This window comes from Inquilinus sp. (assembly GCF_057815775.1).
The window spans coordinates 1-1,724 of the sequence record NZ_JBYRFX010000514.1; the positions used below are offsets into that span (position 1 = coordinate 1).

The window sequence follows — 1,724 nt, forward strand, 5'->3', positions numbered from 1 at the left end:
GCGCGGCGAGCTTCTGGTCAAGCTGGCGGAGGCCCTGGAGCAGCGCCAGGACGAATTCGCCCGGCTGCTGACGGAAGAACAGGGCAAGCCGCTGCCGCATGCGGCCATGGAGATCGCCCGTTCGGCCGGCATCATCCGCTATATGTCGACGCTCGACCTGCCGACCAAGATCCTGAAGGAGGACGACAGCCAGCGGGTGGTGGAGCACCGCACGCCGCTGGGTGTCGTCGCGGCGATCACGCCCTGGAACTTCCCGATCATCCTGCTGGCGATCAAGGTGGCGCCGGCGCTGCTGGCCGGGAACACCCTGGTGGTCAAGCCGGCGCCGACCACGCCGCTGACCACCCTGCTCTTCGGCGAGCTCTGCGCGAAGATCCTGCCGCGCGGCTTGGTCAACATCATCGTCGACCAGAACGATCTCGGCGGCGCCCTGACCGGCCACCCCGATGTTGCCAAGGTCGCCTTCACCGGGTCGACCGCGACCGGAAAGAAGGTGATGCAGAGCGTCACGAGCACGCTGAAGCGGCTGACGCTGGAGCTCGGCGGCAACGATGCCGGCATCGTGCTCGACGACGTCGACCCGAAGACGGTGGCGCCGAAGCTGCTGATGGGCGCGATGCTCAACTCCGGCCAGGTCTGTCACGCCATCAAGCGGCTCTACGTCCACGATTCGATGTATGACGAGATCTGCGACGAGCTGGGCCGCCTGGCCGATGAGATGGTGGTCGATGACGGGCTGAAGCAGGGCACCCAGATGGGGCCGCTGCAGAACAAGGCGCAGTACGAGAAGGTCAAGGGCTTCATCGAGGACGCAAGGCGGGACGGCACCATCGTCGCCGGCGGCGAGACGCTGTCGCGCAAGGGCTATTTCATCGCCCCGACCATCGTCCGCGACATCGGCGACGACTCACGGCTGGTGCGGGAGGAGCAGTTTGGCCCGGTGCTGCCGGTGCTGCGCTACACCGACCTGGAGGACGCCATCGCCCGCGCCAACGACACGGAATACGGGCTAGGCGGCACCGTCTGGTCGGCCGACCCGGAGCGCGCCTTCGACGTGGCCAAACGGATCGATTCCGGCGTGGTCTGGGTGAACAAGCATCTCGACCTGTCGCCCGACCTGCCGATGGCCGGGGCCAAGCAGTCGGGCCTGGGCGCGGAGATGGGCCAGGAAGGGTTGGAGGAATACACCCAGCTGAAGATCGTCAACATGGCCAAGCAGGCCGCCTGACCGGCTTACGGGCCGAGCGATGCCACCGGGGCCGGTTTGCAGCCGGCCCCGTCATCTGCAATGCGCTTGCCCAGCCAGATGCCGGCGAGACGGTTCTGGACATACCATTTGCCGCTGAAGCCGGCGCCGCCATTCTCGAAGGCGAAGACCACGGTGCCGGTGCCGAATTTGTCGGTCCAGACGAAGCGGTAGCGGCCGCCGCTCAGCGCCTCGCCAGCGCTGAAGGCGCCGTCATAGGGGCCGGTGGACGCATCGACGATGTGATAGCAGCCGCCATGCCCGCCGGGCTGGAAGGTCAGGGTCGATGGCGCGAGCACACCGCCCGACGTGACCTGACCGCCATAGGTTCCTGTCGGCGCCGCCTGATGCTCGTCTTCGTCCTGCTGTTTGCCGCGCCGGCCCTGGCCCAGACCCAGGCGGCGCATGGGCTGGATGCTGCCGCTTGCGGGGACGCTTCGCAAGCCCCGACGCTTGCCTTTCGCCGGAACCGGACGCA

At 67.6% G+C, this 1,724-nt stretch carries 2 protein-coding genes; one reads left to right on the top strand and one right to left on the bottom strand.

From position 1 onward, the window contains the following. A partial coding sequence (locus tag AC3XYG_RS17945; protein WP_489141216.1) for an aldehyde dehydrogenase family protein occupies nt 1-1,228 on the top strand: 1,228 nt, incomplete at its 5' end. A gap of 5 nt (nt 1,229-1,233) precedes the next feature. On the opposite strand, the gene AC3XYG_RS17950 is transcribed toward AC3XYG_RS17945, so the two are convergent. Continuing rightward, nucleotides 1,234-1,653 (bottom strand): hypothetical protein, encoded by a 420-nt coding sequence (locus tag AC3XYG_RS17950; protein WP_489141217.1) that lies wholly within the window; start codon nt 1,651-1,653, stop codon nt 1,234-1,236. Nucleotides 1,654-1,724 lie beyond the last annotated feature (71 nt).

Coding starts and splice junctions, on each gene's coding strand:
- AC3XYG_RS17950 (WP_489141217.1), bottom strand. CDS start 1,653: ATGCGCCGCCTGGGTCTGGGCCAGGGCCGGCGCGGCAAACAGCAGGAC.